This window comes from Erythrobacteraceae bacterium WH01K (assembly GCA_027941995.1).
Taxonomy (GTDB): domain Bacteria; phylum Pseudomonadota; class Alphaproteobacteria; order Sphingomonadales; family Sphingomonadaceae; genus CAJXSN01.
In genome coordinates, this window is the sequence record CP115966.1 from 1,519,557 (window position 1) to 1,541,232 (window position 21,676).

19 protein-coding genes are annotated in these 21,676 nt (G+C 60.5%); 14 read left to right on the forward strand and 5 right to left on the reverse strand.

Annotated elements, in window-relative coordinates:
* Positions 1 to 23 precede the first annotated feature (23 nt).
* On the forward strand, positions 24 to 419 hold the full coding sequence (locus tag PF049_07530; protein ID WBY15468.1) for a helix-turn-helix domain-containing protein: 396 nt from the start codon (positions 24 to 26) through the stop codon (positions 417 to 419).
* A 26-nt stretch (positions 420 to 445) separates the two neighbouring features.
* Here the strand turns inward: PF049_07530 and lspA are convergent, their stop codons facing one another.
* A complete protein-coding gene (gene lspA / locus PF049_07535; protein ID WBY15469.1) occupies positions 446 to 937 on the reverse strand; it encodes a signal peptidase II in 492 nt (163 codons plus the stop codon).
* A 500-nt stretch (positions 938 to 1,437) separates the two neighbouring features.
* Here lspA and PF049_07540 point away from each other — a divergent pair, with 500 nt between their 5' ends.
* The 10 genes from PF049_07540 to PF049_07585 all read left to right on the forward strand — a co-directional run bounded on the left by PF049_07540 (position 1,438) and on the right by PF049_07585 (position 16,195).
* Positions 1,438 to 3,078 (forward strand): acetolactate synthase large subunit, encoded by a 1,641-nt coding sequence (locus tag PF049_07540; protein ID WBY15470.1) that lies wholly within the window; start codon positions 1,438 to 1,440, stop codon positions 3,076 to 3,078.
* Positions 3,075 to 4,481: an aldehyde dehydrogenase family protein gene (locus PF049_07545; GenBank protein ID WBY15471.1), complete on the forward strand. Its 1,407-nt coding sequence runs from the start codon at positions 3,075 to 3,077 to the stop codon at positions 4,479 to 4,481. The genes PF049_07540 and PF049_07545 overlap by 4 nt, the downstream gene beginning before the upstream one ends.
* A 430-nt stretch (positions 4,482 to 4,911) precedes the next feature.
* Positions 4,912 to 5,355 carry a CBS domain-containing protein gene (locus tag PF049_07550; GenBank protein ID WBY15472.1) on the forward strand — a complete coding sequence of 148 codons (444 nt, stop codon included), beginning with the start codon at positions 4,912 to 4,914 and terminating at the stop codon, positions 5,353 to 5,355.
* 119 nt (positions 5,356 to 5,474) lie between these two features.
* Positions 5,475 to 5,861 (forward strand): hypothetical protein, encoded by a 387-nt coding sequence (locus PF049_07555; GenBank protein ID WBY15473.1) that lies wholly within the window; start codon positions 5,475 to 5,477, stop codon positions 5,859 to 5,861.
* 123 nt (positions 5,862 to 5,984) lie between these two features.
* Entirely contained in the window at positions 5,985 to 7,220 is a 1,236-nt protein-coding gene (locus PF049_07560) for a TolC family protein (protein WBY15474.1), read from the forward strand.
* Positions 7,217 to 8,725 carry an efflux RND transporter periplasmic adaptor subunit gene (locus PF049_07565; GenBank protein ID WBY15475.1) on the forward strand — a complete coding sequence of 503 codons (1,509 nt, stop codon included), beginning with the start codon at positions 7,217 to 7,219 and terminating at the stop codon, positions 8,723 to 8,725. Before PF049_07560 ends, PF049_07565 begins: the two co-directional genes overlap by 4 nt.
* Positions 8,722 to 11,889 (forward strand): efflux RND transporter permease subunit, encoded by a 3,168-nt coding sequence (locus PF049_07570; protein ID WBY15476.1) that lies wholly within the window; start codon positions 8,722 to 8,724, stop codon positions 11,887 to 11,889. Before PF049_07565 ends, PF049_07570 begins: the two co-directional genes overlap by 4 nt.
* Complete coding sequence (locus PF049_07575) at positions 11,868 to 12,251, forward strand: copper-binding protein (protein WBY15477.1); 384 nt, start codon at positions 11,868 to 11,870, stop codon at positions 12,249 to 12,251. The genes PF049_07570 and PF049_07575 overlap by 22 nt, the downstream gene beginning before the upstream one ends.
* Positions 12,252 to 12,343: 92 nt before the next feature.
* Positions 12,344 to 13,852 (forward strand): multicopper oxidase domain-containing protein, encoded by a 1,509-nt coding sequence (locus tag PF049_07580; protein WBY15478.1) that lies wholly within the window; start codon positions 12,344 to 12,346, stop codon positions 13,850 to 13,852.
* A 12-nt stretch (positions 13,853 to 13,864) separates the two neighbouring features.
* Positions 13,865 to 16,195, forward strand: a complete 2,331-nt coding sequence (locus tag PF049_07585; protein WBY15479.1) for a heavy metal translocating P-type ATPase — start codon at positions 13,865 to 13,867, stop codon at positions 16,193 to 16,195.
* 46 nt (positions 16,196 to 16,241) lie between these two features.
* Here PF049_07585 and PF049_07590 read toward each other — a convergent pair whose 3' ends face one another.
* Both PF049_07590 and PF049_07595 read right to left on the reverse strand, forming a co-directional pair.
* Positions 16,242 to 17,045: a sulfite exporter TauE/SafE family protein gene (locus PF049_07590; GenBank protein ID WBY15480.1), complete on the reverse strand. Its 804-nt coding sequence runs from the start codon at positions 17,043 to 17,045 to the stop codon at positions 16,242 to 16,244.
* A gap of 31 nt (positions 17,046 to 17,076) precedes the next feature.
* Positions 17,077 to 17,406, reverse strand: coding sequence for a metalloregulator ArsR/SmtB family transcription factor (locus PF049_07595; protein ID WBY15481.1), 330 nt, complete (start codon positions 17,404 to 17,406; stop codon positions 17,077 to 17,079).
* A gap of 99 nt (positions 17,407 to 17,505) precedes the next feature.
* Between PF049_07595 and PF049_07600 the strand changes: the two genes are divergently transcribed.
* From PF049_07600 to PF049_07610, 3 genes are read left to right on the forward strand one after another with little or no spacing between them, the layout of a single operon-like run.
* The gene (locus tag PF049_07600; protein ID WBY15482.1) at positions 17,506 to 17,958 is read left to right on the forward strand and encodes a protein tyrosine phosphatase family protein; all 453 of its coding nucleotides are present in this window, start codon (positions 17,506 to 17,508) and stop codon (positions 17,956 to 17,958) included.
* Between the two features lie 44 nt (positions 17,959 to 18,002).
* Complete coding sequence (locus tag PF049_07605; GenBank protein ID WBY15483.1) at positions 18,003 to 18,911, forward strand: MBL fold metallo-hydrolase; 909 nt, start codon at positions 18,003 to 18,005, stop codon at positions 18,909 to 18,911.
* Between the two features lie 40 nt (positions 18,912 to 18,951).
* On the forward strand, positions 18,952 to 19,398 hold the full coding sequence (locus tag PF049_07610; protein WBY15484.1) for a DoxX family protein: 447 nt from the start codon (positions 18,952 to 18,954) through the stop codon (positions 19,396 to 19,398).
* A 78-nt stretch (positions 19,399 to 19,476) separates the two neighbouring features.
* Here the strand turns inward: PF049_07610 and PF049_07615 are convergent, their stop codons facing one another.
* Both PF049_07615 and PF049_07620 read right to left on the reverse strand, forming a co-directional pair.
* Positions 19,477 to 20,829, reverse strand: coding sequence for an MBL fold metallo-hydrolase (locus PF049_07615; protein ID WBY15485.1), 1,353 nt, complete (start codon positions 20,827 to 20,829; stop codon positions 19,477 to 19,479).
* 71 nt (positions 20,830 to 20,900) lie between these two features.
* Positions 20,901 to 21,605, reverse strand: a complete 705-nt coding sequence (locus tag PF049_07620) for an NAD(P)H-binding protein (GenBank protein WBY15486.1) — start codon at positions 21,603 to 21,605, stop codon at positions 20,901 to 20,903.
* Positions 21,606 to 21,676 lie beyond the last annotated feature (71 nt).

Below are 21,676 nucleotides of genomic sequence, written 5' to 3' on the forward strand. Positions count from 1 at the left end.
TGGCCATCATCGAGGATTAAAGAATGCAGATAGGAAAAATTGCCCGCGCGACCGGGACCAAAGTCAACACCGTTCGCTATTATGAAGAGATCGGTCTTCTGAAGCCCGCTCCGCGCTCCCAGTCGGGACGAAGGATTTACGCAGACGCCGATGTCGAACGGCTCGCATTCATCCGGCGGGCTCGGGGTTTGGGCTTTTCGGTGTCCGAAGTTCGCTCGCTGCTCGAAGTGTCGGACGCACCAAACCGGGATTGCAAGGACGCTGCGACTTTGGCACGAAATCATTTGCGCCGGGTGGAAGAGCAGATCGAACAGCTGCAGGCGATGAGACAGGAACTGATCGGCCTGGCACGGGCCTGCGATGGGGGCACTGCCACCGACTGCGGCATCATCGGCGGGCTTGCTAGAAAATCCGCCTGAAGATTGCCTTGGCAAAAGCGCAGAATCTACACTTTCGGCGCGGTGCCATCGTCGCGCTGCGTTTCTCCGGACCACCAGGTAACGAGAAACAATGCCACTCCAAGGACTATTCCGACATCCGCGAGATTGAACGCCGGCCAGTGATAGCCGCCGACATAGAAGTCGAGAAAATCGGTGACCGCTCCGTCCGCCAGTCGGTCGGCAACGTTACCCAATGCACCGCCAATGATCGAACCTATCGCGGCGGATTCGAGGCGTACGGTACTGCGCCAGAGCCATCTGGCCAGAACGCCCACGACAAGAAGCGCGAACCCGGACAGCAAATAGGGCGCGATTGGATTGCCGGAACTCAGGAGGCCGAATGTAACACCGCGATTATATCCGAGCACCAGATTGAAGAATGGAAAAACATCTATCACGCGGGCAGGGTCCATGACCACATTCACAATAAGCCATTTTGAAATGAGATCGCTCGCGAAGACTGCGACGGCGATCGAAAGACCAAGACTTCGGTACATATTGGTTCCTTGGATGATCGGCAGATATCTCTGATTCTCTGGACGATAGAAATCAGGTCTGGGCCCGGTACTCATCGATCATGTCAATGCAGAGAGGTCAACTGTCCCGCCGATCACTGGCCCAGCCATTCAGGCATCCGAATGTCATCGGCACGTGATCCCAGCGCGGGAAAATATCTGTCTCCGCCATGCCTTGATGGGCAAGCAAAACATTTTCGCCGATGTCGCAAATTGCACCGGTTTCGCGTGGGGGCACACGAGGTGGATCGCGGACTCATACTGCGGCGGTGGGAATGTCAAGAAACGGAGTCCCTACCTTCTTGCCAAATCCAAAGGTCATGTTTTTAGGATACTTTTTGCGGCTACGCGCATTTCAGAACATTCGCTGAACGGCATGGTGCGAATGAGGCGAGGCTCCTTGCGTCTGTGACTCTCTTTGCGGTTGTAGTGAGAAAGCATTGCCGTAGGGCATTCATGCTTCTGAAAAGGGAATATCGAAAATGAAAGCCTCTGACTTGTTTATCGCTGCATTAGAGGCTGAAAAGGTGGAATACATCTTTGCCGTTCCCGGCGAAGAAAACCTCGACCTGCTGGAATCCCTGCGCACGTCCTCAATCGAATTGGTATTGACGCGCCATGAGCAAGGTGCGGGCTTTATGGCGGCGACCTATGGCCGTCTGACCGGCAAGGCGGGGGTTTGCCTCGCAACTCTCGGGCCTGGTGCGACGAACCTGACAACTCCGGCGGCCTATGCCGCGCTCGGGGCCTTTCCGCTCATCATCATCACCGGGCAGAAACCGATAAAGACATCGAAACAGGCGCAGTTCCAAATTGTCGACGTTGTTTCGCTGTTTACTCCGCTATGCAAGGCTTCGACCCAGATCGTGAACGGCAATCGCATCCCCTCGCTCGTTCGCGAAGGTTTCCGACTTGCTCAGGAAGAAAGACCGGGCGCTGTGCTGCTCGAGCTTCCGGAAGATATTGCTGAAGAGGAAACGATCGAACCGGTCATACCGCCGCATCAAAGGCGTTATGCGGTCGCCGGAGATGCGGCGCTCGACGAAGCGGCCGAGCGGATCATCGCGGCTGAGCGGCCACTGCTGCTAATCGGAGCCGGAGCAAACCGCCGCCGCGCTTCGAAGGCGCTGCGGAAATTCGTGTCCGATACCGGTTTTCCCTTTTTCGACACCCAGATGGGCAAGGGCGTGGTCGACGAAGATAGCGAACTCTATCTGGGCACCGCGGCCCTATCTTCGGACGATTATGTTCACTGCGCGATCGAGAAGGCCGATCTGATCGTCAATATCGGTCACGACGTGGTGGAGAAGCCGCCATTCTTCATGGAGCCGGACGGTCAGACTGTCATTCATATCAATTACAAGGCGGCCGAAGTCGATCAGGTCTATTTCCCGCAGCTGGAAGTCATCGGTGACATTGCCGGTTCGGTCGAGCGGCTGGGAAACCGTTTGGATGGCAACTTGCAGTGTGATCGCAGCTACTACACCGCCCTGCATCACGAGATTGCTTCGCACATTTCCGAAACCAGCGACGACGACCGTTTTCCAATGGTTCCCCAACGCGTCGTTGCCGACGTTCGCAGCGTAATGGCACGCGATGATATCGTCGCGCTCGACAACGGCATCTACAAGATCTGGTTCGCTAGAAACTACATCGCTCATGAGCCTGGCACCATTCTGCTCGACAATGCATTGGCGACGATGGGCGCGGGCCTTCCATCCGCCATGATGGCGGCGATTCTCACGCCCGGGCGCAGGGTTCTCGCGGTGTGCGGCGATGGCGGGTTCATGATGAACTCGCAGGAACTGGAAACGGCCGTCAGGCTTGGCCTGAACCTCGTCGTGCTCATCCTGAACGACGCGGCATACGGCATGATCCGGTGGAAGCAGGGCCAGCTCGGCTTTCCGGACTACGGCCTGACCTTTTCCAATCCCGACTTTGTCACTTATGCCAAGAGCTATGGAGCGACCGGCCACCGTGTCGAGCGAAGCGCGGATCTGGTTTCGGTCCTGAACGCCGCATTCGAGGCTGGCGGCGTGCACCTTGTCGACCTGCCCGTCGACTATTCCGAAAACAAGAAGGTGCTGATCGACGAACTCGGCGCGAAGGTGTGCGAGCTATGAAAACGATCGTTCACAATCCCTTCGACCGCTCGCCGATTGCAGAAGTGGCGCTTGTCGACTGGGCTCAAATCGATGAATGGCTGAATGAAGCGCAGTTGCTCCACCGCGAACGCAGTTGCTGGCTTGCTGTGCATGAGCGTATCGCCATCCTCCGGCGAACGGCGGATATCATGCGCGAACGAGCCGAAGAACTGGCTCTCCAGATCGTCAGGGAGGGCGGGAAGCCCCTGGTCGATGCGCGGGTGGAAGCCGGTCGCGCGATCAATAGCGTCGACTTGTGCGTTCAGGCGCTGAGCGATGGCGGGGGCCACGAGATCCCCATGGACCTGACAGAAGCGGGTGCGGGTAGGACGGCGTATACATTCCGCGAGCCGATCGGTCCTGTCGTGGCGATCTCGGCATTCAATCACCCCCTCAACCTGATCGTCCATCAGGTTGGACCGGCGGTAGCAGCCGGGTGCCCCGTTCTTATCAAGCCTGCGCTGGAAACACCTCTGTCATGCCAGAGCTTCGTGAGCATTCTCCATGAAGCCGGCCTGCCTGAGGCCTGGTGCCGGTTCGCACCTTGCGGCAACGACATCGCCGAAAGAATGGTAACCGATTCGCGCACGGCGTTCTTCTCATTCATCGGTTCTGCGAAAATCGGCTGGATGCTTCGCTCGAAGCTGGCGCCCGGAACCCGCATTGCTCTCGAGCACGGCGGTGCGGCGCCGGTAATCGTGGACAGCGGCGTGGAGCGCGCAGCAGTGATCGCCTCGTTGCTCAAAGGCGGGTTCTATCATTCGGGTCAGGTCTGCGTTTCCGTACAGCGCGTATTCGTCCCTGCTGCAGAATTGAAAGACTTCGCCAATGACCTAGGGCGAGCTGCCGAAAAGCTCGTCGTGGGCGATCCCGCCGTTGCTGAAACCCAATGCGGCCCCTTGATCCGGACGGAGGAAGTCGACCGCGTCGAACGCTGGGTCGATGAAGCCATTGCAGCAGGCGGCACCCTGGTCTGCGGGGGAAGCCGTCTGAGTGACACTCTTTTCTCTCCGACCGTCATTGTCGATCCTCCCGAAAGTGCCAATGTGTCCCGGCAAGAAATCTTCGGCCCCGTGATCTGCGTGTATGGCTATGACGATATCGACCTGGCTATCGAGCAGGCCAATGCCCTGCCTTACGCCTTTCAGGCCGCTATATTCACCGATCGGCTGTCAATCGCCAATCATTGCATACAGTCTCTCGCGGGATCGGCTGTGATGGTGAACGACCATACGGCATTCCGCGTCGACTGGATGCCTTTTGCAGGTCTGCGCCGCTCCGGCCTTGGTGTCGGCGGGATCGCCTACACGATGGCGGATATGAGCTTTGAAAAAATGGCCGTCTGGAATTGGCCAGAGGGTGGTTTTCGATCAGATCGATAGGAGCGTTCGATGATTGTCCCGCACACGGTCTATTGAAAGAGCAGTGACTTATCGCTGCTACCCGATCTTCAACATCATGAAGACTGAGACGAGAGATGGCCGCGAATTCTTCATAAAGCGGGCAGACATTTGCATTAGGGCGGCTATCGCAGCGGAGACTGTGAAGAGCAATGAAGCGGGCCGGTGCCTGTGCCTCACGCCTCTCGGCGGACCCATACTTCTGTATTCCTGGGCTTCTGGGTAAGGCCTATTCAGATGCTAGCGCCTTCCATGAGGTGGCGAATGCCATTCTACAGCTTTCGTTCGGCATGACCGTGCCCGTTCGTCCATATCGATTTCATCCGGAAATGCGAGAGGAACATTATCCGGCGCCTCGCCGTTGCAATGGTACGCAAATATTCAGGTATTTAATAGAAATTGGAGACATATCATGGAAGCCAAGAATGTGATGACCTCGAATCCTGCATGCTGCAATCCTTCGACCAGTGTACGGGAGGCCGCTAATCTCATGGTGAAAAACGACTGCGGCGAAATTCCGGTTGTAGATGATTCCGGCACACTTGTCGGTGTGATTACCGATCGTGACATTGCTTGTCGCTGCGTTGCAGACGGCAAGTCTTCTGACACGTCGGTAGAAGACGTGATGACAAGCTCTCCGATTACTGTGACACCCGACACGAGTGTCGATGATTGTCGCAGCAAAATGGAGGACAACAAAGTTCGGCGGCTTCCTGTTGTGGACGAGAGTGGCAAATGTTGCGGCATCGTTTCACAAGCCGACATTGCTCGGCATGCGAACGAAAAAGAGACCGGCGATCTGGTGCGTGAGGTATCGGAACCCACCGAGGAAGCGTCAAAGTCAGGTTGCTGTTAGGCAAATTTGGGCAATAGGTTTGGGCTTCGGGTTTGCTGAAGCGAAAACATAAATCTGGCCTTTGTCTTCAGCCTGATAACCGACTTGCACGTCGTATGCGTTCGGACTATCCCAAACCGGTGACGTATATTCGTGCTCTTACTTTGATCTGCTTCAGCTTCGGCCTGTTTGTGCAGGTCGCAGCACAGGCAGCTGTTCCGCAGATTGAAGTGGCCGGAACGACTGATTGCGCTGAAATGGTGCAAGGCATGCCCAATCACCCAATGCCCGGGCAGGTGATCGCCGATAAGGACAAGGTCGATCAGCACGGGCCTTGCCGCGAGATGACACTCGATTGTCTTGTTGCTATGAATTGTCTCCCGCCGCTGGCGCTCACCGCTGCGGGACTTGCGCAAACAGAATCGCTTTTTGTTGCGCCTCAGTACCTTTCCGCGAGTGCCAGCAGGCTCGAGAGCCAGCCGCTACCGCCGGAATCGCCACCTCCACAACCCCAGCTCACCATCTAGCATTTCCCGGGCGGTGCATCGCGCCGCTTGCGAGCTTGACGGATAAACAGGCCCAGCGCCCGGTTGCTCGCCCGCGTGCGCCGTGGCCCTTCCCGGTCAGCTCGCTTTGAAAGAGTAAGAATTATGGATTGGCGCATTGGCTGGGTGCCGTTTTCGGCCCTGCTCGCCGCGCAGACTGCCCAAGCACAGTCTGTCGGATACGAGGAAATACTGGCGGTAGCACGAGGCGAACAACCCGTTCTGGAAGCTGGCGCGCTGCGTGTACAATCGCGGCGCGAGGCAGCGGAAGCGGCGGATGAGCTTCCCGATCCGCGCGTACGCGCAGGTATCATGAACCTTCCTGTGACCGGACCTGCCGCGTTCGACCCAGACCGGCAACTCCCCACGCAGATCGCAATCGGTATCGAGCAGGAAATCCCAAATCTCGCCCGTCGACGGGCGAGGTTCGGCGTTGCCAGTTCGGAAGTGCGGCTCGCCGAGGCACGCCTTGGCATGGCCGAGCGTATTCTTCTCGCCGATGCGGGCACGGCCTGGGTCCGGCTCCATTATGCGCAAGCGCGGCTTGATCTTGCCCAGGCTGCGCTGGACGACCTGAGAGCATTCGTTCCGGTTGCCAACAGTGCAGTTGCTTCGGGGTCGGCCCGCCCGGCGGAGAGCCTGGCAATCCGGCGCGAGCTACTCGGAATTGAAGACGCGATTACCGCTATCGAAGCCGAGCGCGAGACTGCGCAAGCGCAGATTTCCCGATATATACCGCTCGCAGATCCGGTTGCTTTGGGAGCCGCGCCATCGGCTGTCCTCGATGAGGAGCAGCTGCGGTTCGAGCTCGAAAGCAATCCCGAAATCCTGCTGGCCGATGCCGAACGAGGCCGGGCCGAAGCCGGTGTCGCGCTCGCACGCGCCGAGAAACGACCCGATTTCGGGGTGAGCGTCACCTATGGTCGCCGCAATCCTGATTTCGGCGATGCGGTGTCGATCATGGGGTCCATTACACTGCCGATCTTTACCGACCGGCGGCAGAATCCGCGCATTGCCGCTGCCGAAGCCGAAGCCGCTGCCGCATCGGCCGAGCGCGAGGATCGCAGGCGCGCGTTGGTTGCCGGTTTCGAAGCTGATCTGGCAACCTGGCGCAGCACAGTGCGGCAATGGGGACGCGCGCGTGACGAGCTTCTTCCGCTGGCGCGCGACCGCGCGGACCTCGATACAGCGAGTTTCGCGGCCGGGCGTGCCGATCTCGTCGATGTGATTGCGGCGAAATCCGCGCTCGCGCTGCTCGAACTGGAGATACTCGAGCGCGAACAGGCAGCTGTCGAGGCGGCGGTGAGGCTGCGACTGACCTACGGGGAGAGCAGGCCATGAACTCCGCGCTCGAACGATTCACACCGCGCCAGCGCATGTATGCGGCTGGACTTGGTATTGCTCTGGTCAGTCTGTTGGCGGGCTACGGTCTCTCAATGCTCGGCAGCGAGAGCGGCGGCGATGCAGCGACAGATACGGGCTGCGAGGACGTGCTCTATTGGTACGATCCGATGGTCCCTGACCAGCGCTTCGACGAGCCGGGCAAATCTCCTTTCATGGACATGCAGCTGGTCCCCAAATGCGCGGGCGGCGACGCGCAGGGCGCCGGGGGTGTGAGTATCGATTCGACGCTCGTCCAGAATTTCGGGATCCGGACTGCTGAAGCGGAATATGGCGTGCTGGAGCCTGAAATCAGCGTCACCGGCACGCTCGCATATAACGGCAGCGAGATGGCGATCGTTCAGCCGCGCGCCGGCGGCTATGTTCAGCGGACCTACGGCCATGCACCGCAGGACCTGATTGCCAGAGGCGCTCCGATCGTCGACATTCTTGTGCCCGAATGGGGCGGCGCACAAAACGAGTATCTTGCTGTTGCCGCAACCGGCGACGAAGCGTTGACCCGGGCCGCCCGCGAGCGCCTGCGGCTGCTTGGCATGCCGGACTCGATGATCGCCTCGGTCACCCGAAGCGGAAGACCGCAAACGATCATCACCGTCACAGCACCGCAATCGGGCGCGATCACGTCGCTCGCAGTAAGGCCGGGCATGACCGTGGCGGCGGGCCAATCGCTGGCCGAGATCAGCGGGTACAGTCCGATCTGGCTCGAGGCGGCGGTACCCGAGGCACTGGCTGGCAACGCGCGTGTCGGGCAGCCGGTGAGCGCCACGCTCACTGCCTTTCCCGGCGAACGGTTTGCCGGACGCATCATCGCCATTCTGCCGAGCGCGCAAGATGCGAGCCGCACGATAACCGTGCGGGCAGCGATGCCCAATCCGGGCCTGCGGCTCAAGCCGGGAATGTTTGCCCAAGTGATGCTCGCGCCTGAACGGCGCGAAGCGCTGCTGGTCCCTTCGGAAGCTGTCATTCGCACCGGCGAGCGGACCCTGGCGATGATCGCGCAGGGAGGTGGCGGCTATCGGCCCGCCGAAATCCGTATCGGCCGCGAAGCGAACGGACGGACCGAAGTCCTTGCCGGGCTGGCTGCAGGAGAGAGAGTGGTCACCTCGGGCCAGTTCCTGCTCGATTCCGAAGCCAGCCTTGCGGGCATCGACGTGCGTCCCGTCGATCAGGCACCATCCGGTGCGAGCGAAGACCGAGGGTCGGACGATGCAGATGAACCGCAGACTTATCGCGCGACCGGGACGATCGAGCGCATAAACGCCAACAGCGTGACCTTGCGCCACGGTCCGGTGCCTGCGCTCGAATGGCCGGCAATGACCATGCCCTTTGCCAGCGAAGGACCGGAACAGCTGCGCGGTTTTGCGCGCGGCGACCGGGTCTCCTTCACATTTGTGCAAGCCAGTACGGGGCCGCGCATCGTCTCGATCCGGAAAATCGGCCAATGATCGCGCGCATCATCGATAGCTCGATCGCCAACCGCTTTTTCGTGGTGCTGGCAGCGATCGGGTTGGCGCTGGCCGGTTTCTGGGCGGTACGGACGACGCCCGTCGATGCCCTGCCGGACCTTTCCGATGTACAGGTGGTGATCCGCTCGAACTATCCAGGTCAGGCGCCCCGTATCGTCGAGGACCAGGTGACCTATCCGATGGCCACGACCATGCTGTCGGTCCCCGGTGCCAAGACCGTGCGCGGCTATTCCTTTTTCGGAGACAGCTACGTCTATGTGATCTTCGAGGACGGGACCGACCTCTACTGGGCGCGCTCTCGCGTTCTGGAGTATCTGAACCAGGTCCAGAACCGCTTGCCCGACGGGGTTCAGAGCACACTCGGCCCTGATGCAACCGGGGTGGGCTGGATCTACGAATATGCGCTGGTCGACCGCAGCGGCGGTCACGACTTGGCCGGGCTCAGGAGCCTGCAGGACTGGTTCCTGCGCTACGAGCTGAAAACCATTCCCGGCATCGCCGAAGTCGCCAGCGTGGGCGGCATGGTCAAGCAGTACCAGATCGTGCTCGACCCCTATCGCATGGCTTCGCTGGGCGTGACGCACGCGCAAGTGGTCCGCGCGGTGCAGGCAGGCAATCAGGAAACCGGGGGCTCTATCGTCGAAATGGGCGAGGCCGAATATATGGTCCGTGCCTCGGGCTATCTCGGCACGCTGGCGGATTTTCGCAGCATACCCTTGCGCGCCGAAGCGGGCGGCACTCCGGTAACGCTGGACGATGTGGCCAATATCCAGATCGGCCCGGAGCTGCGGCGCGGCATTGCGGAACTCAACGGCGAAGGCGAGGTTGCCGGCGGTATCGTCATTCTGCGCCAGGGCGCCGATGCGCGCAGCGCAATTGCGGCGGTCGAAGCGAAGCTCGAACAATTGCAGGCAAGCCTGCCCGAAGGGGTCGAGATCGTCACCACCTACGACCGTTCGCAATTGATCGATGCTTCGGTCGAAAACCTGACCTCCAAGCTCATCGAGGAATTCATTGTCGTTGCCCTGGTGTGCCTGCTGTTCCTGTGGCACGCGCGCTCGGCACTCGTCGCGGTCGTCACCCTTCCGCTCGGCGTGCTCGCGGCCTTCATCGTGATGCGCTTTCAGGGCGTAAACGCGAACATCATGTCTCTTGGCGGGATCGCCATCGCGGTCGGCGCGATGGTCGATGCTGCGGTGGTGATGATCGAGAACGCCCACAAGCATCTGGAGCGCTGGGCCGAGGAGAACCCTGACACGGTTCTGTCCGTCCAGGAGCGCTGGCGGATCGTCGCGGATGCCTCGAAGGAAGTCGGCCCGGCGCTGTTTTTCAGCCTGCTGATCATCACCTTGTCGTTTCTGCCGGTGTTCACCTTGCAGGCGCAGGAGGGACGGCTGTTCGCACCGCTGGCCTTTACCAAGACCTATGCCATGGCGGCTGCTGCGATCCTGTCGATCACTCTGGTTCCGGTGCTGATGGGATGGCTGGTGCGCGGAAAGATTCCGGCAGAGGACAGCAACCCGGTCAATCGCGTGCTGACCCGGGCCTATCGGCCCGGGCTAGACTGGGTGATGCGCCGCCCGAAGACCGCTTTGGTCATCGCTGGGCTGGTCTTCCTGACCACGCTCGTTCCCTTCTCGCGGCTTGGCGGCGAATTCCTGCCGCCGCTCGACGAAGGCGACCTGCTCTACATGCCCAGCGCCCTGCCTGGATTGTCTCCCGGAGAGGCGTCAGCGCTGCTACAGCGCACCGACCGGCTGATCATGACCGTACCGGAAGTCGAAACCGTGTTCGGCAAGGCCGGGCGCGCCGATACCGCCACCGATCCCGCCCCTCTCACAATGTTCGAGACGACCATCCGCTTCAAACCACGCGATGAGTGGCGCGAGGGCATGACACCGGATATGCTGGTCGAGGAACTGGACCGCGCCGTGCAGGTGCCTGGCCTTGCCAATGTCTGGGTGCCGCCGATCCGCAACCGGATCGACATGCTCGCAACCGGGATCAAGAGCCCGATCGGGGTCAAGGTTTCGGGCGAAGATCTCGGCGAGCTGGAACGCGTCGCGCTCCAGATCGAACAGGCGGCAAAGAACATTCCCGGCGTCAGTTCTGCGCTGGCTGAAAGGCTGTCGGGAGGCCGCTATGTCGATGTCGATATCGACCGGCTGGAAGCGGCCCGCTACGGTCTCAACATCGCCGACGTGCAGCAGATCGTCTCCGGCGCAATTGGCGGTGCCAATGTGGCCCGTACAGTCGAAGGCCTCGCAAGATACCCGATCAATGTTCGCTATCCGCGCGAGATCCGCGACAGTGTCGACGAGCTGCGCAATCTGCCGGTGCTGACCCCGTCTGGTCAGCAGATCACGCTTGGTACCGTTGCGCAGGTGCGTGTGACCAGCGGCCCGCCCATGCTCAAGAGCGAACAGGGCCGTCCCACAAGCTATGTCTATATCGATGTGCGCGGGCGCGATCTGTCTTCTGTGGTTGGCGATCTGCAGGAGGTTATCGCGGCCGAGGTCGATCTGCCTCCGGGCGTCAGCCTGTCCTATGCCGGGCAGTTTGAATATCTCACGCGGGCCTACGAACGTCTGCAGATCGTCGTTCCGGCTACGCTCGCGATCATATTCCTGCTGCTTTACCTGATCTTCCGCCGGTTCGACGAGGCGCTGCTCATCATGGGCACCTTGCCGTTCGCGCTGACAGGCGGCTTCTGGCTGCTTTACCTGATGGGATACAACCAGTCGGTCGCGACCGCCGTCGGCTTCATCGCGCTGGCCGGGGTGTCAGCCGAATTTGGCGTCATCATGCTGATCTATCTGAAAGCTGCGCTGGAGCGGCGCGGTGAGGACCCGGATGCGGAGGAAGTCTCCGCCGCCATCCGTGAAGGGGCATTGTTGCGCGTCCGGCCCAAGGCAATGACCGTCGCGGTCATCCTCGCCGGCCTGTTTCCGATCCTGATCGGCACTGGGGCTGGCTCCGAAGTGATGAGCCGCATCGCCGCGCCGATGATCGGCGGGATGATCACCGCGCCGCTCCTGTCCATGTTCGTGCTTCCCGCAGCCTATCTGTTGCTGCGTCGTCCCCGGCCGGAACGGCCAACCCAACCCCAAGGAGAAGAAGAATGCGTCACACAACCCTCATAACCCTATTGGCCGCGCCGCTGGCGCTGGCAGCCTGCGATTCTGGCCAGGACACTGCCGAGATGGAGGACATGCCGATGGCTGAAGATGCAATGATGATGGACGGCCAGGATATGCCGATGGCGGATACCGGCAACGCAATGCAGTCCGCGAGTGCGCAAGGCACCGTCACCGCCATCGACGCCGAAGCGGGTACGATCACCGTCGACCACGGCCCGGTTCCCGCAATCGAATGGCCGGCAATGACCATGGCGTTCGAAGCCGATGAGCAACTGCGCAGCGAAGTAAGCGTCGGTGAGGGCATTGCCTTTGAATTTCGTACTGGTTCTGAAGGCAGTGTGATCACGTCGATCACGAAGGAGTAAATCGGTTGGGCGGTGCCAGGCAAATCTGGTGCCGCCCATCGCGAAACAGGAGGAGCATGATCCGGACACCCCGCATAACCCAGGCATTCCCCGTGGACCGCCGCACACTGATCAAAAGCGCTGGTTTTGCTGCTGCAGGCTTTGCCGCGTTCCCGCTTGCGGGATGCAAAGCGCAAGACGCATCGATGCTGGACAGCACTGACGGATCCAATTTGCTCGCTATACCGCCCTTGCAGCGTGGCGAGATTGAGCAGGGCGCACGGGTTTTCCGCTTGTCTTTGACCCCAGGCCAGAAGGAATTCGTCACCGGTGTTGCTTCGCCCACCATCGGCATCGACGCACCCTATCTGGGACCGACGCTGGAAATGCGCCGGGGCGAGTGGGTGCAGTTCCATATCGACAACAAGCTGGCCGAAGGCGCTACGGTCCATTGGCATGGTTTCGAACTTCCTGCCGCAGCCGATGGCGGACCGCATCAGTTGATCCGTCCCGGCGAACGCTGGAGGCCTTCTTTCCAAGTTCGCCAGCGGGCTTCGCTCTACTGGTATCATTCACACTTGGAGCGCGGAGCCGGGCCGCAGGTCTATGCCGGGCTCGCCGCACCGATCTATGTTCGCGACGACGAGGAAGAGCGCCTCGACTTGCCGAGCGACTATGGCGTCGACGACATTCCGCTGATCGTGCAGGACCGCGTGATCGATGGATCCGGCCGCTTGGTGTACCCGCTGAGTATGCACGCGCGGATGATGGGCGTGCGCGGGAGCCGGATATTCGTCAACGGCACTGAAAACGCTGTGTTCGACGCACAGACAGGCCAATTGCGGCTGCGCATCCTCAATGGATCGAACGCCCGCCTTTACGATTTTTCGCTCGAAGGTGATCGTTCGATGCAACTGATCGCGAGCGATGGCGGCTTGCTCGATCGTCCGCACATCGTCCGCTCGGTCAGGCTCGCCCCGGGGGAGCGCGCGCAGGTAATTATCGATCTCTCGGAAGGACGCCCGCTTCGCCTTCTTGCCAGCAGTCCCGAAAACGCCATGGGCATGATGGGCGGACGCGGAATGATGGGCGGCGGGATGACGGGGCGCGGCGATAGCGGCGATGCTTCCGCAGACGTGTTTCAAATCCTCGATATCAGGCCGGCAAGTTCGGCCCAGCGCATCAGGGTGCCGACACAACTGGCATCGCTTGCTCCAACCGACCCGTCGTCAGCCGTCCGAACCCGGCGTTTCGTTCTCGACATGGGCATGATGGGCGGCGGAATGTCCATTAACGGTGCTGCGATGGACATGAATGTGATCAACGAACGTGTGCCAGTCGGCCAATGGGAAATCTGGGAGATCGCCAACGCTTCGATGATGGCCCACCCGTTTCATATCCATAACGTCCAGTTTCGTGTGATCGACCGCGATGGCCGAGCGCCCCCACCATTGGAAACCAGTTTGAAGGATACCGTGATCGTCAACCCGCGCGAGCAGGTACGCCTTCTCCTGCGTTTTGAAGAACACACCGACCCAGACCTGCCCTACATGTATCACTGCCACATTCTCGAACACGAGGATGCAGGCATGATGGGGCAGTTCGTAGTCGTGAAGAGCTAGGAAGGACAGGCGATGAGCAAGGACCAGAGTGTGATCGAGGGTACCGCGATCGACCCGGTATGCGGCATGAGCGTTGCAATCGACGGGGCTCAGCATATCGCGACGCATGAGGGCGCGACACACTATTTCTGTTCGCCGCGCTGTCACGACAAGTTCGTCACCGATCCCGAGCTCTATCTCTCGGGCGCGCATCTCGACGCGGTCGAGGATGTGCCCGAAGGCACGATCTACACCTGTCCGATGCACCCTGAAATCCGCCAGCCCGGGCCGGGTTCATGCCCGATTTGCGGCATGGCGCTCGAACCGGAAACCGTTTCGCTGGGCGATGGCCCCGACCCCGAACTGGTCGACATGCTGCGTAGGTTCTGGTGGAGCGCGCTGCTCACGCTGCCTCTGTTCGTCTATGCGATGAGCGACATGGCACCGGGGCTCAGTTTCGACCGTCTGATAGAACCGGCCTGGGCGCAGTGGGCGCAATTTGCGCTCGCAACCCCGGTGGTTCTATGGGGCGCCTGGCCGTTCTTCGTTCGGGCCATCCAGTCGCTCAAGACGCGCAATCTCAACATGTTCACCCTGATCGGGTTCGGCGTGGCCATCGCCTATCTTTTTAGCGTCGTGGCGACGGTCGCGCCCGATCTGTTCCCTGCAGCGTTCCGCGACCATTCGGGACGGGTCGGGGTCTATTTCGAGGCGGCAGCGGTCATCACGACGCTCGTTCTGCTCGGACAGGTCCTCGAGCTCAAGGCCAGGGGTTCGACCTCGAGCGCCTTGCGCGCATTGCTCGAGCTGGCACCGCCCAGCGCGGTCAAGATCTTCGGCTCCGGCGATGAGCGCGAGGTGCCGCTCGACCAGCTGGCCACAGGCGATCGTCTGCGCGTCCGCCCCGGCGATAAGGTTCCGGTCGATGGAGAAATCGAGGAGGGATCGAGCGCGATCGATGAATCCATGATCAGCGGCGAACCGCTTCCGGTCGCCAAACAGGCTGGCGACATTGTCATCGGCGGCACGGTCAACCAGACTGGAGGGTTCGTCATGCGCGCAACCGGCGTGGGCAAGGACACGATGCTGTCCAAGATCGTCCAGATGGTGGCCGACGCGCAGCGCAGCCGCGCACCGATCCAGCGGCTCGCCGATCAGGTGGCTGGCTGGTTTGTGCCTGCGGTGGTTGTGATCGCCATCGCCACCTTCGTGGTCTGGGCAATCTGGGGTCCCGCCCCTGCGCTTGCCTACGCATTGGTCAATGCCATTGCGGTCCTGATCATCGCTTGTCCCTGCGCGCTTGGCCTCGCTACGCCGATGTCGATCATGACAGGCACAGGCAAGGGTGCCCAGCACGGCATCCTGATCCGCAATGCCGAAGCGCTGGAGACACTCGAGAAGATCGATACGCTGGTGGTCGACAAGACCGGCACGTTGACGATAGGCAAGCCCGATCTGGTGGCGGTGAAGCCTGCAGACGGCATCGACGAAACTGAATTCCTGGCAGCGGTTGCAGGTGTCGAAATGGGCAGCGAGCATCCGCTGGCCCATGCCATCGTCGAAGGCGCAAAAGCGCGCGGCGTCTCGCCCGCCAATGCCACGGATCTCGCTTCGACGACCGGGGAAGGTGTTGAAGCCAATGTCCAGGGGGGCCGGGTTGCGATCGGCAACGAAAAGATGATGCGGCGCGTCGGGATCGATGACGAGGCCTGGCTCGGCTCGGCCGAAAATGGCCGCAAGCAGGGTCAGACGGTGATGTTCGTTGCGTTCGATGGCTGTCCGGCAGGGCTCATCGCGGTGGCCGATCCGATCAAGCCTACCAGTGCAGCGGCCATTGCGGCTCTGCACAAGCGCGATATCCGGGTCGTTATGCTCACGGGCGACAGCCGCGGCACTGCCGAAGCGGTCGCGCGCGAAATGGGTATCGACGAGGTACACGCCAATGTCTCGCCCGAAGACAAGCACCGCAAGATCGAAGAGCTGAAAGCGCAAGGTCGCCGGGTCGGCATGGCCGGGGACGGGATCAACGATGCTCCTGCGCTGGCTGCCGCCGATGTTGGTATTGCCATGGGCACTGGTACCGATGTGGCGATCGAAAGCGCCGGGGTCACACTGGTTCGTGGTGATTTGACAGGAGTGGTGCAGGCCACCGTGCTGTCGCGCGGAACGATGCGCAACATCCGGCAGAACCTGTTTTTCGCCTTCGCTTACAATACGCTCGGCATTCCGGTCGCAGCAGGCGTACTGTTTCCATTCTTCGGAGTGCTACTCAGCCCGATGATCGCGGCAGCGGCGATGAGCTTGTCTTCGGTGTCTGTGATCGGCAACGCCCTGCGTCTGCGCGGCTTGAGCTTCGCCCGGTGAACAGCAGTGTTGATCCTTCGGACAATTCGGTTCGAAAAGGCAGCGATCACGTTATGGCTGTTATCGCCCATTGGCCGCTTATGAAGATGCCAACGAGGATGATGACCGCCGCGAATATAAAGTTCAGCGCTCGTTTGCGCTTAGCCAACAGGTTCGATGCGCGAGTACCCAGCCAGCCGCCTATACCGCCGCCGCCGATGAAAAACGCGGCAATCTCCCAATCGACGAGTCCGTCGAGGGCGTAATTGGCGGCTGTGGTCGTACCGAAAGCGGCTACAGAGACCAGCGAGGAGCCGATCGCGTTGAGAATCGGCATGGCCGTCGCGGCAACCAGACCCGGCACCACCAGAAAGCCCCCGCCGATACCGAAGAAACCGGACAGTCCGCCTACCAGCAATCCTCCGAACGCGAGGCGCGGGGTGAGGCGCAGCGCCGTGGCTCGGGTGAGCTGGACATCCGGGTCGGATCCGCCCGATTTCTCGCGCAGCATCGAGAGGCCGACGACAATCATCACCAGACCGAACAGGCCCAAAAGCAGATCGCCCGATGTAATTTTTCCCAGGCTTGATCCGGCGGCAGCTCCGACAACGCCGAATGCTGCGAATAGGCCTGCGCAGCGCCACTTCACATTGCCGCCTCGCGCATGGAACAATAAGTTTGCCAAGGCGCTGGCCGCCACCGCAGCAGCGGACGTGGCGATAGCGACATGGGTGTCGTGAACACCGACGACATACACAAGCAACGGCACTGCGAGGATCGATCCCCCACCGCCGAGTAGTCCAAGCGAAAAGCCCACGAGGAGGCCCGAGGTAAGCGATAGGAGCGCCACGATGACGCCGATATCCATCATCCGGGATTGTCCAACATAACTGAAAGCCTGTTCAATGGCCGTCTGCTGGACCGGTCGTATCGTCGGCGGAGCTGCAATAGATGGCGTAGAGCGTTTCCAGCACCCGGCGCGGCGCATCGCCGCAAAGCGAATAATGGATCGTGCGGCCATCGCGCCGCGCTGCGACCAGGCCATCCTTCCGCATAAGCGCCAGATGCTGCGAAACCACGGTTTCCCGAAGTTCCAGCAGTTCGGCCAGCTCGCCCACGCTGCGCTCGCCTTCAACCAATTGGCAGGCGATCATCAGGCGGTTGTGGCTGCCCAGCGCCTTGAGCAATGCCACCGCCTTTTCGGCTTGATCGCGAATATCTTCGGCTTTCATACTTGCATATATGCGAAGGTATGAATATAAAGTCAATCGTAATCTGCTGCCGCGCAATCGCGGACCCGGACCTTTGAACCTGAACCAGGATGATGCCTTATGACCCAAATCAAGATCCTCAATGGCAGATTCGCCGTCTCGACCGCTCCGCCTTCCGAGGGCGACCTGCGCGCATTGGCGGAGGATGGTTACAAGGCGGTCGTCAACCTGCGCTGCCAGGATGAGGCGGATCAGCCTCTCGCCCCGGACCGCGAAGGTGAAGTGGTGGCATCGCTCGGCCTTGAATATTGTCACTTGCCGGTGGCGGGCGGCACCATATCGGACGAGCTCGTCGATGAGTTCAGGGCCAGTGTCGAAGCGCTTCCGAAGCCGGTGCTGGTCCATTGCGCCTCGGGCAAGCGCGCAGGAGCCTTCACAATAATGCATCTGGCGTCGCAGCAGGGAATGAGCGGCGATGCGACCCTACAGAAGGCGGCGGATATGGGCTTCGTGTGCGACGAACCGGCGCTGGAAAACTTCGTCCGTAATTACGTCGACCGGGCGCAGGACTGACCTACGCAGAACCGCTCTCAACCAGCATACGAAAAGACTATTCGATGAAACCCGACATAGAGGCATTTTTCGACACGAACACGAACACCGTGACCTATGTCGTGTCCGATCCTGCAACCAAGGCGTGCGCGGTGATCGATCCGGTGCTCGATTTCGATGCCGCAGCGGCGCGAACGGCGACTAAGTCCGCCGATAAAGTGATCGAATTCGTCCGGCAAATGGATTTCAAGTGCGAGTGGATCCTGGAAACCCATGTCCATGCCGATCACCTTTCCGCCGCACCCTACATCCGCCGCGCACTAGGCGGCAAACTTGCTATTGGTAGCGAGATCACCGTCACGCAGAACACCTTCGGGCCGATATTCAATGCCGGAGTGGACCTGCCACGCGATGGACGCCAGTTCGACCATTTGTTTGCCGATAATGACAGCTTTGACCTAGGCGCCATATCGGCCCAGGCACTCCATACGCCGGGACATACGCCCGCGTGCATGACCTATGTTATCGGAGACGCCGCCTTTGTCGGCGATACGCTGTTCATGCCCGATTACGGCACGGCGCGGGCCGATTTTCCCGGCGGCGATGCACGCACGCTCTATCGCTCTATTCGCCGGATTTTCGAGCTACCGGAGGAGACGCGGCTGTTTATGTGCCACGACTACCTGCCGGAGGGCCGCTCGCAGCACCAATGGGAAACGACGGTGAAAGAACAAAAGCACAGCAACATTCATATCCATGCCGGGGTCGACGAGAATGCATTTGTAGCCATGCGTGAGGAGCGCGACAACCAGCTGGGTATGCCGCGCCTCATCCTGCCATCAATCCAGGTCAACATTCGCGGAGGGAATATGCCTCGCGCAGAAGGAAACGGTACGATCTATCTGAAACTGCCGGTCAACGTTTTGGGTGAACCACAGACGCCTCCCGAAGAAACTGGTCCGCGCACCCAATAAGTCTGCCATCGACGTATCAACCTGAGGGGGAAAGAACTCTATGATCCGGAATATGGAAAACAGCCTAGCGACATGGGCCGCAAAAGTGCGATTGATCGATCCGGTCTTCCGCCTCTGTTTGAGCCTCATATTCATCATAGGCGGATTGGGGCATTTTCTTGCGCATGAATATATGCTGGGCCGGATGGCATTGTCGCCATGGAAAGATCACGTTGCTCTAATTGGAGATGCGTCCATTCTTTTGTGGCTGTCTGGCTTGGTTTTCATCGGTGCAGGAACATCACTGGCCTTGGGGTGGATGACCCGGCTCTCATGCACCGCGTTATTTCTTACCCTCGTTCCGATAACTCTTGCGATCCATATCGCCCCAGGTCACACAGGTCCTTTGCTCAAAAATATCGCTATCCTGGGGGCGCTGGCATTCGTCTTCGTTCGAGGACCAGGAAGTCACTCGATGGATAAAGCGCCCGGTCGCGCTGCTCGTTGAGCGAAGAGCAAGCTCACCTACCACATACGAGCAAAATCTCGCAAAAGATTTTGGCTTGCTTTTCAAGATTTTGGCGCTTCAGCCGGAGGCGTTTGTCCACGCCCCCATAGAGCCCAGATAGATATCGAGGTGCTCGAAACCCTTGCTGGCCAGCCAACCCGCCGCAACGCTCGCCCGCATGCCGCTCGCGCACATCAGCGTGTAGTGGCGGTCGCGGTCGAGCTCTTCCCACCGCGTGTTGAGCTCACCGACATAGATATGTCCTGAGCCGTCGATGCTTGCTTCTTGCCGTTCGTCCGCGTCGCGCACGTCGAGCAAGGTCCACTCGCCGCTGTCTTGATCGAGCCTGCGCGCGACTTCCTCGGTGCCAATCATGGGAATGCTGCGCATCGCTTTGCCCTGTGCGGCGGCTGGAACCACGCCGACATAGCCGCCCACAACATTATCGAGACCGATGCGCACCAGATGGGCCATGGCCTGGGCTAGCTGGCCTTCCTCGGAAGCAATGAGGGCGATCCTGTCGCCTTCACCGAGGAACCATCCGGCAAAGGCCGGTATCATTCCAACCGGAAGGCACATGGCACCCGGCAGATGGCCGGCAGCGTAGGCGAGCGGCTCGCGCACATCGACCAGGTGATCGGCGCCGCTCTCGCTAAGGTCTTCCAGCCCCAGACGCCTTGGCCGCATGACGCGCGGCGCGGCATCGGACCCTGCAAGGTTGAGCCGCTCCATCAGCCGGAAATAGGGCGGCTGGTAGTGGTGCTCTGCTACCTTCGCCTCGATGAACTCGTCGCGGTCGGAGATGCGCAGGCGCGGGTTGTTGCGCCGCTCGTGGCCGATTGTCGAGAATTCCCGGTCCGCCATTCCCGACCCGCAGACCGAGCCCGCACCATGCGCCGGGTAGATAATCGCCTGATCGCCGAGGCCGCAAAGTTTCTGCAGGGAGTCGAATAGAAGGCCCGCGACTTCTTCCTTGCGCTCGGGATAGAAATCGGTGCGCCCGACATCGCCGACGAACAGGGCATCGCCGGTAAAGACGCCGACCGGCCCCTCGGAATATTCGCTGTCATGGATGACGAAAGCGAGATGATCGTCGGTGTGTCCAGGTGTTTCAAGCACTTCGATCTTCAATTGACCCAGCTCGAAACAATCGCCTTCGCGCGCGGTCCTGGCAAAGATGACTTCGCCTGCCGCGTTGGGCCCGTGATAGACCGTGGCTCCTGTCAAATTGGCCAAGATCGGCGAGCCGCTGAGCAGATCCTCATTGCGATGGGTTTCGAAGATATGCGTTATCTCCAGCCCTTCGGCCCGGGCCTTTTCGACATAGACCTCGCAGTCCCGGCGCGGATCGATGACCGCTGCCTTTCCGCCCGAGCCGATGATGTAGGAAAGGTGTGAGAGACCGGGGGTTTTGATTTTCTCCAGAAACATGCGACTTCCTTGTCTGTTGCTCACAACTTGTAACGTTCGGGCTCGTTACAGATTGAAAAATGTTACGACGTTTAATCGATCCCGAGTTCGGCCTTGATGGCGGCAGGACTTTCGAAACGTTCGGCTTCGGGCCTGCCGATGGCAGGCTTTGCGTTGATCCAGGTATCTTCGCACACGAATTCAAGCAGGCTCGCCGCTAGATCAGCATGACGGCAGCGGAAACAGCCTTCTGCCAAGCGTTCGTCCGTAATGACGGCATCGCCGGTGTAAGGCTCATCCAGCAGCCAGCCCGGCCGTGCGGCCGTCCATTTGATACCTTGGGCGTCGCTGAGCATCGCTTCCATGGCGCGCATCTGCTCGAGTATATTGAACAATGCAGGCTTGGCGGTGAGCTCAAACCAGGCCGGGACGCTCGACTGATGTTCGACAAAGGCAGCGGAGATCACGGCAATGCGGTCGATCTTCGTCTGTGCCATCGCCCCGAGCAGGTTGCGCGTGCCATCGGTATAAAGCGGCGGTGGATCGATCGCATTGCCCGGACCAAAAGCGACACCGAGGGTCGAGATAACCGCGCGGCAGCCATCGAGATCGCCAGCGAAATCGTCCGACAGCACATCGCATTCGATATATTCGAAGTCGCCCACCCGCTCGTCTGGTCCGGGCACCGTGTGTTCGAAGGCGCGGATCGGTATGTCCCGGGCAAGGGCATGCCTCAGTAGCTCGGTGCCGGTCTTCCCGCCTGCGCCGAAGACAGCGATGGGCCTCGTATCGGTCATCTGCTTGTTCCTGTTAAAACTGGTGAGGGCGACGAAGGGCGGAGGCGCGGGCGCATGGGGTAACCGACGGC